The sequence below is a fragment of the Streptomyces sp. 796.1 genome, from assembly GCF_047525675.1.
In the GTDB taxonomy this organism is placed as follows: domain Bacteria; phylum Actinomycetota; class Actinomycetes; order Streptomycetales; family Streptomycetaceae; genus Streptomyces.
In genome coordinates this window covers 1-7,096 of record NZ_JBLIWA010000077.1, presented here as the reverse complement: position 1 = coordinate 7,096, position 7,096 = coordinate 1, and the positions used below count along the sequence as shown (strand labels likewise).

Here is a 7,096-nt window from a genome sequence, read left to right as displayed (position 1 = left end):
CCCCCCCCCCCCCCCCCCCCCCCCCCCCCCCCCCCCCCCCCCCCCCCCTCGTCCGTTGGTACCTCGGCAGCAGCCCACCCGCGGTGCAGCACGCCTCGGCGGCAGCCGGCGCGCCGTCCGCGCGCCACGGAGCGCACGCCGTCCCGTGTCCCCGGCGGCCCGGGGCCCCGTTGCCGCCGGCTCCCCCATCCACATCGACCGTCGCCCGCCGTGCGGCGCCCCGGCTGCCGGCATCCGCTACCGGAGCAGGCACCGTGCACGGGGCGGCTTGGCAGAGTCCGCAGAGAGCTCCGGCGGCACCGTGAACGACACAGGAGCAGAGCGGGGCCAGAGGGTCGCAGAACAGGCCGGCTGCGGCGTACGAGGCCAGTGGGCGACCGACGTACGGGGCAGCCGGCCGGGAGCGTGCGCCCGGTGGACGGAGCGGCGGGCCAGACGTGCGGGCCGGGGCGCCGGACGGCTACGGCTGCTGGCCGCCGTCGTGTGCTTCCACCAGTTCCCGCGCCCGCTTCACGTCGATGGCCATGCGCTCAAGCAGCGCCTCGACGGAGTCGAACTTCTCCTGCCCGCGCAGGAACGCCAGGAAGTCGACCGCGACGTGCAGCCCGTACAGGTCCAGCCCCACCCGGTCGATGGCGTATGCCTCCACCGTCCGCTCGGTGCCGTCGAACTGAGGGTTCGTACCCACCGAGATGGCCGCGGGCATGACTTCGCCGTCTGCCGTGAGCCAGCCCGCGTAGACGCCGTCGGAGGGGATCGCGGTGTGCGGGAGGGTCTCCAGGTTCGCGGTGGGGTAACCGAGTTCGCGCCCGCGCTGGGCGCCCCGTACGACGATGCCCTCCACCCGGTGGGGGCGGCCCAGGACCTCCATCGCACCCGCGACGTCGCCGTCGGCCACCAGCTTGCGGGTCAGGGTCGAGGAGAACGGCTCACCACCGCCCGCCGCGCCCCGTTCGTAGAGGTCGACGATCTCGACCTCGTAGTCGTACGTCCGCCCGAGCTCGCCGAGGGTCTCCACGTTGCCGGCGGCCTTGTGCCCGAAGCGGAAGTTGGGCCCTTCGACGACCACCTGGGCGCGCAACTTGTCGACGAGCACCTTCACCACGAACTCGCTCGGTGGCAACTGCGAGAACTCCTTCGTGAACGGCAGGATCAGCACCGCGTCCACGCCCAGTTCCGCCATCAGTTCGGCGCGCCGGTGGTGCGGGGCCAGCAGCGGCGGGTGGCTGCCGGGGCGCACCACCTCGCTCGGATGCGGGTCGAAGGTCACCACGACCGCGGGGACACCCAGCTCACGCGCCCGCCGCACGGCCCTGCCGATGATCAACTGGTGCCCGCGGTGCACACCGTCGTACGAGCCGATGGTCACGACGCTGCGTCCCCCAGGCCCGAAAAATGCAGCCTCGGGGATGTCCTCCAAGCCACGCCAGCGTTGCACTGTGCCCGCTCCTCGCCCGAACTCTTGTCTGTCAAATGACGCAGGTCTAAGACTGCCATGCCCACGGCCCGGGCCCGGCATCACCCACCCACGCCCCGACCAACCCCGCGCCCCGTACAGCAACGGAAGCCCCTGCTCCATGCCCCGTCCCGAGGGACGGATCACGGCGCCCCGTATTCCGCACCTCGCGCGCGAGGCTGAGCCGCCCGCTCCGTGCTCCGTGCTCCGTGCTCCGTGCTCCGTGCTCCGTGCTCCGTGCTCCGTGCTCCAGCGGGAGTTTGCCGCAGCCCCGCGGCCGGGCTCCGTCCCGCCCCGGTGGGGCCTCGCCCTCGTACCCCGTTCAGCACCGCACACGGCCCGTACGAAGCCTACGGACGCTGCCGCAGCGGTCCCCCGTGCCCAGGCCAAGGCTCCTTACCGTCCGCACCCCGTGTCGCGCCGGGAGCCGCGAGCCTGCCCCGTCCCTGCGCCCGTACAGCAACGGGAGCCCCGGCTCCCATACCCACCTCACGGGTCGGCGCCTTCGCCCACGCTCCGCGCCGCAGATACAGACCACGGCGCCGCACCCCGCAACCCCGCGCGCGAGGCTACGCCGCCCGCTCCGTGCCCCGTGCCCCGTGCCCCGTGCCCCGTGCCCCGTGCCCCGTGCCCCGTGCCCCAGCAGGAGCATCCCGGAGGCCGCGTCGTCACGGTGCCCCAAGCACCCCGCCCCGTGCCTCAGCATCGAACCGTCCCCGCGCACACAGCCGCACTCCACCGCCGGCCCCTCCCACAGCCGCCCCGTGCCACCCGCAGGCGCCACCACCGGCCACCCCGGCACCCCGGGCCCCAGCACCCCACCGACGCCAACGACGCCACCGGCCCTGGCCTGCCCCCAGCCACCCCCGCACCCTCGGCACCCCGCACCCCGGGCGCACAACGCACCCCACCCCACCCCCGCCCCACCTCAGAAACAGCGCAACCGCCGCCCCGTACGGTGTGACGGGGCGGCGGTTGTCGATGCCGAATGGGCCACGGCGAGGGGCCGGGGCGGGTTAGACGAAGACGGCGAGGCTCTTGGTCTTGCCGTTGTGTTCCTCCACCAGGGCCAGGAAGCGGCCGGTGGGGTCGAAGACGGCGATGGGGCCGTCCGCGGCGAGCCCCGGGGCCGTCAGACGGGCCCCGTTGCCGAGGAGCCGGGCCTGTTCGTCGGTCACGTCCCAGCGCGGGAAGGCGGCTGCCGCGGCGTCGGCGATGGGCAGCACCGTCAGCGTGGCCTCCAGTTCCGCCAGGGTGTGCGCCCCGTCCAGGCCGTAGGGGCCGACCCGGGTGCGCCGCAGCGCGGTGAGGTGGCCCCCCGTTCCCAGGTCGGCTCCGAGGTCGCGGGCGAGCGCCCGGATGTACGTACCGGAGGAGCAGACGACGGTCACGTCGAGGTCCAGGACGTCCGTACCGTCATCGGCGACGGCCTGTCGGACCTCGTGCACGGCGAACGTGGAGACCGTGACGGGGCGGGCCGGGATGTCGAACTCCTCGCCCTCCCGGACCCGCGAGTACGACCGCTTGCCGTCGATCTTGATGGCGCTGACCTTCGACGGGACCTGCTGGATGTCGCCGGTCAGCTTGGCCACGCCGGTGTCGACGGCCGCCCGCTGCACGCCGGCGGCGCCGGCGGACGCGGTGATCTCGCCCTCCGCGTCGTCGGTCACGGTGCTCTGGCCGAGCCGGATCGTCGCCGCGTACTCCTTCTCGGTCAGCGCCAGGTACCCGAGCAGCCGGGTCGCCTTCTCCACCCCGATGACCAGCACGCCGGTCGCCATGGGGTCGAGCGTGCCGGCGTGGCCGACGCGACGGGTCCCCGCGAAGCGGCGCAGCTTGGCCACCACGTCGTGCGAGGTGTAGCCGGCCGGCTTGTCCACGATCACCAGTCCGCTGGGACCGGTCCCCTTGCCCTTCATGCCTTCGGGGTGCCCTCGCTGCCCTGACCCTCGTCCGGGGCCCCACCGTCCTCGTCGTCTTCCTCCGGCCTGCGGTACGGGTCGGCGTCGCCCGCGTACGTGGCGCCCTCGGACGCCTCGCGCACCTGGGCGTCCGATGCCTTGGCCTTGGCCAGCAGGTCGTCGATGGTGCGGGCGTTGTCCGGGAGGGCGTCGGGGACGAACGTCAGCGTGGGGGTGAACCGCACGCCGGTCTGGCGGCCCACCTCCGAGCGCAGCACGCCCTTGGCGCTCTCCAGCGCCGCGGCGGACGCGGTGCGCTCCTCCTCGTCGCCGAAGACCGTGTAGAAGACGGTCGCCTCCCGTAGGTCACCGGTAACCCGGGTGTCCGTGATCGTCACGTAGCCCAGCCGCGGGTCCTTGATGCGGCGCTGAAGGGTCTCCGCGACGACCACCCGGATGCGGTCAGCCAGCTTGCGTGCCCGCGCGGTGTCGGTCATGCGTCTTCTTCTCTCTTCTTCGGTTCACGTATCACGTCACCGGATGCGGCTTCCCGCATCCGGCGCCCCGTGGGTCGGGCCCGCCGGGGCCGTTGCAGCGGCCCCGGCGGCCCCGGCGGTGACGATCAGTCGTCGCCGCCGTGGTACCGGCGCCGTACCGACAGCAGTTCCACCTCGGGGCGGCCTGCTACCAGGCGTTCACACTGGTCGAGTACGTCGGTGAGGTGCCCCGCGTCCCCGGAGACGGCCGCGAGGCCGATCTCGGCCCTGCGGTGGAGGTCCTGGTTGCCGACCTCCGCTGCGCTCACCGCGTACTTGCGGTACAGCTCGGCGACGATCGGGCGGACAATGGAGCGTTTCTCCTTCAACGACCGTACGTCGCCGAGGAGCAGATCGAAGGACAGGGTCCCTACATACATGTGTGTCCGGTTGACCCGCCGGTCCGGGGTAGCCCCCCGCCACTGCTTGGCAGGGACACCAGAACCGTACACGCAACGGCCGGGGCCGATCGACGGGAATTTCCCTCCGCCGCCGTCACCGGCGGCGGAGGGGCCCCGGCCGACCGGCCCCGGACCGTTACGAGGTCAGAACGAGATCAGCCGCGCGGCTTCTCCCGCATCTCGTACGTCGCGATGACGTCGTCGACCTTGATGTCGTTGAAGTTGCCGAGGTTGATACCGCCCTCGAAGCCTTCGCGGATCTCGGTGACGTCGTCCTTGAAGCGACGCAGGCCCTCGATGGTGAGGTTCTCCGCGACGACCTTGCCGTCGCGCAGCAGGCGCGCCTTGGTGTTGCGCTTGACCTCGCCGGAGCGGATGAGGACACCCGCGATGTTGCCGAGCTTGGAGGAGCGGAAGACCTCGCGGATCTCCGCCGTACCGAGCTCGACCTCTTCGTACTCCGGCTTGAGCATGCCCTTGAGGGCCGCCTCGATCTCCTCGATCACCTGGTAGATGACCGAGTAGTAGCGCACGTCCACGCCCTCGCGCTCGGCCGCCGACGTGGCGCGGCCCTCGGCCCGCACGTTGAAGCCGATGACGATGGCGTCGGAGCCCGCCGCCAGGTCGATGTCGGTCTCGGTGACCGCACCGACGCCGCGGTGCAGGATGCGCAGGTCGACCTCTTCGCCGACGTCGAGCTGGAGCAGCGAGGACTCCAGGGCCTCGACCGAACCGGACGCGTCGCCCTTGATGATGAGGTTGAGCTGCTGCACCTCGCCGGCCTTGAGCACCTTGTCCAGGTCCTCCAGCGACACCCGACGGGTGCGCTTGGCGAACGCGGCGTTGCGCTCACGGGCGGCGCGCTTCTCGGCGATCTGGCGGGCCGTCCGGTCCTCGTCGACGACCAGGAAGTTGTCGCCGGCACCGGGCACGTTGGTGAGACCGAGCACCAGCACCGGGGTGGACGGGCCGGCCTCTTCGAGCTGGGCGCCGGTGTCGTCGAGCATCGCCCGCACGCGACCGTACGCGTCACCGGCCACCATCGTGTCGCCGACGCGGAGCGTGCCGCGCTGGACGAGGACGGTGGCGACGGCGCCACGGCCACGGTCGAGGTGGGCCTCGATCGCGATGCCCTGCGCGTCCTGCTCCGCGTTGGCGCGCAGGTCGAGCGAGGCGTCGGCGGTGAGGATGACCGCCTCAAGGAGCTGGTCGATGTTGAGGCCCTGGCGCGCGGAGATGTCGACGAACATGGTGTCGCCGCCGTACTCCTCCGCCACCAGACCGAACTCGGTGAGCTGACCGCGCACCTTGGTCGGGTCGGCGCCCTCGACGTCGATCTTGTTGACCGCGACCACGATCGGCACGTCGGCCGCCTTGGCGTGGTTCAGCGCCTCGATCGTCTGCGGCATCACACCGTCGTTGGCGGCCACCACGAGGATCGCGATGTCCGTCGACTTCGCACCACGGGCACGCATGGCGGTGAACGCCTCGTGACCCGGGGTGTCGATGAAGGTGATCTTGCGCTCTTCGTCGTTGACCTGGGTGGAGACCTGGTACGCACCGATGTGCTGGGTGATGCCACCGGCCTCGCCCGCGACCACGTTGGTCTTGCGGATCGCGTCGAGCAGGCGGGTCTTACCGTGGTCGACGTGACCCATGACGGTCACCACGGGCGGACGCGCGACGAGCATGTCCTCGCCGCCCTCGTTCTCGCCGAACTCGATGTCGAAGGACTCCAGGAGCTCGCGGTCCTCCTCCTCCGGGCTGACGATCTCGACGTTGTAGTTCATCTCCTCGGCGAGGAGCTGAAGCGTCTCGTCGGAGACCGACTGGGTCGCGGTGACCATCTCGCCCAGGTTGAGCATCACGGCGACGAGCGACGCCGGGTTGGCGTTGATCTTCTCCGCGAAGTCGGTCAGGGAGGCACCACGCGACAGGCGGACGGTCTGCCCGTTGCCGCGCGGCAGCATCACGCCGCCGACCGACGGGGCCTGCATGGCCTCGTACTCCTGGCGCCGCTGCCGCTTCGACTTGCGGCCACGACGGGCCGGCCCACCGGGACGGCCGAACGCACCCTGCGTGCCACCGCGGCCACCCGGGCCACCGGGACGGCCACCGAAACCGGGACGACCGCCGAAGCCGCCGCCACCGCCGCCACCACCGGGACGGCCGGCGAAACCGCCACCGCCGCCACCGGGACGACCGGCGCCGCCACCGCCACCGGGGCGACCGGCGAAACCGCCGCCACCACCGGGACGACCGCCGCCGCCACCGGGGCGACCTGCGCCACCGGGACCGCGACCGCCACCACCGGGACCGGGGCGCGGGCCAGCGGCCGGACGCTGCGGCATCATGCCCGGGTTCGGGCGGTTACCGCCGGGACCACCGGGGCCGCCGCCGGGACGCGGGGCGCCACCGGGGCCACCCTGCGGACGGGGCATCCCACCGGGGCTCGGCCGGGCGCCGCCCGGGCCGGGACGCGGGCCGGCATGGCCACCCTGGCCGCCGCCCTGCGGACGCGGGCCGCCCTGGCTCTGGCCGCCGGGGCCGGGGCGCGGACCACCCGGGCGCGGGGCCTGCGGGCGGGACATGCCGGTGCTGCCACCAGAGGTGAAGGGGTTGTTGCCCGGACGCGGGCCCGAGGGGCGCCCGCCCGGACGGGGCGCGCCGCCCTGACCGCCGGGGCGCGGGGCGCCGGAGCGACCGCCACCCTGGCCCTGACCGCCCTGGCCGGGCGCGGAGGGCCGGCCACCGGGACGCGGGCCCGGCGTCGCGCCGGGCTTGGCGCCACTGGGCTTGGGG

At 73.2% G+C, this 7,096-nt stretch carries 5 protein-coding genes; all 5 read right to left on the bottom strand.

All coding sequences use genetic code 11. The features are described 5' to 3' along the window. Nucleotides 1-460: 460 nt before the first annotated feature. Nucleotides 461-1,438, bottom strand: coding sequence for a bifunctional riboflavin kinase/FAD synthetase (locus tag ACMA1D_RS31335; RefSeq protein ID WP_414727370.1), 978 nt, complete (start codon nucleotides 1,436-1,438; stop codon nucleotides 461-463). A gap of 1,034 nt (nucleotides 1,439-2,472) precedes the next feature. Beyond that, entirely contained in the window at nucleotides 2,473-3,375 is a 903-nt protein-coding gene (gene truB / locus ACMA1D_RS31330) for a tRNA pseudouridine(55) synthase TruB (RefSeq protein WP_414727369.1), read from the bottom strand. Then, complete coding sequence (rbfA, locus tag ACMA1D_RS31325; protein ID WP_414727368.1) at nucleotides 3,372-3,854, bottom strand: 30S ribosome-binding factor RbfA; 483 nt, start codon at nucleotides 3,852-3,854, stop codon at nucleotides 3,372-3,374. The genes truB and rbfA overlap by 4 nt, the downstream gene beginning before the upstream one ends. A gap of 125 nt (nucleotides 3,855-3,979) precedes the next feature. Further along, on the bottom strand, nucleotides 3,980-4,273 hold the full coding sequence (locus ACMA1D_RS31320) for a DUF503 domain-containing protein (RefSeq protein WP_414727367.1): 294 nt from the start codon (nucleotides 4,271-4,273) through the stop codon (nucleotides 3,980-3,982). A gap of 176 nt (nucleotides 4,274-4,449) precedes the next feature. Beyond that, nucleotides 4,450-7,096, bottom strand: a 2,647-nt coding sequence (gene infB / locus ACMA1D_RS31315; RefSeq protein WP_414727366.1) for a translation initiation factor IF-2, incomplete at its 5' end; no start/stop codon positions are given.

Bases quoted from the DNA above. Each gene is read 5' to 3' on its own strand.
- truB (WP_414727369.1), bottom strand. From the start codon at position 3,375: ATGAAGGGCAAGGGGACCGGTCCCAGCGGACTGGTGATCGTGGACAAG.
- rbfA (WP_414727368.1), bottom strand. From the start codon at position 3,854: ATGACCGACACCGCGCGGGCACGCAAGCTGGCTGACCGCATCCGGGTG.
- ACMA1D_RS31320 (WP_414727367.1), bottom strand. From the start codon at position 4,273: ATGTATGTAGGGACCCTGTCCTTCGATCTGCTCCTCGGCGACGTACGG.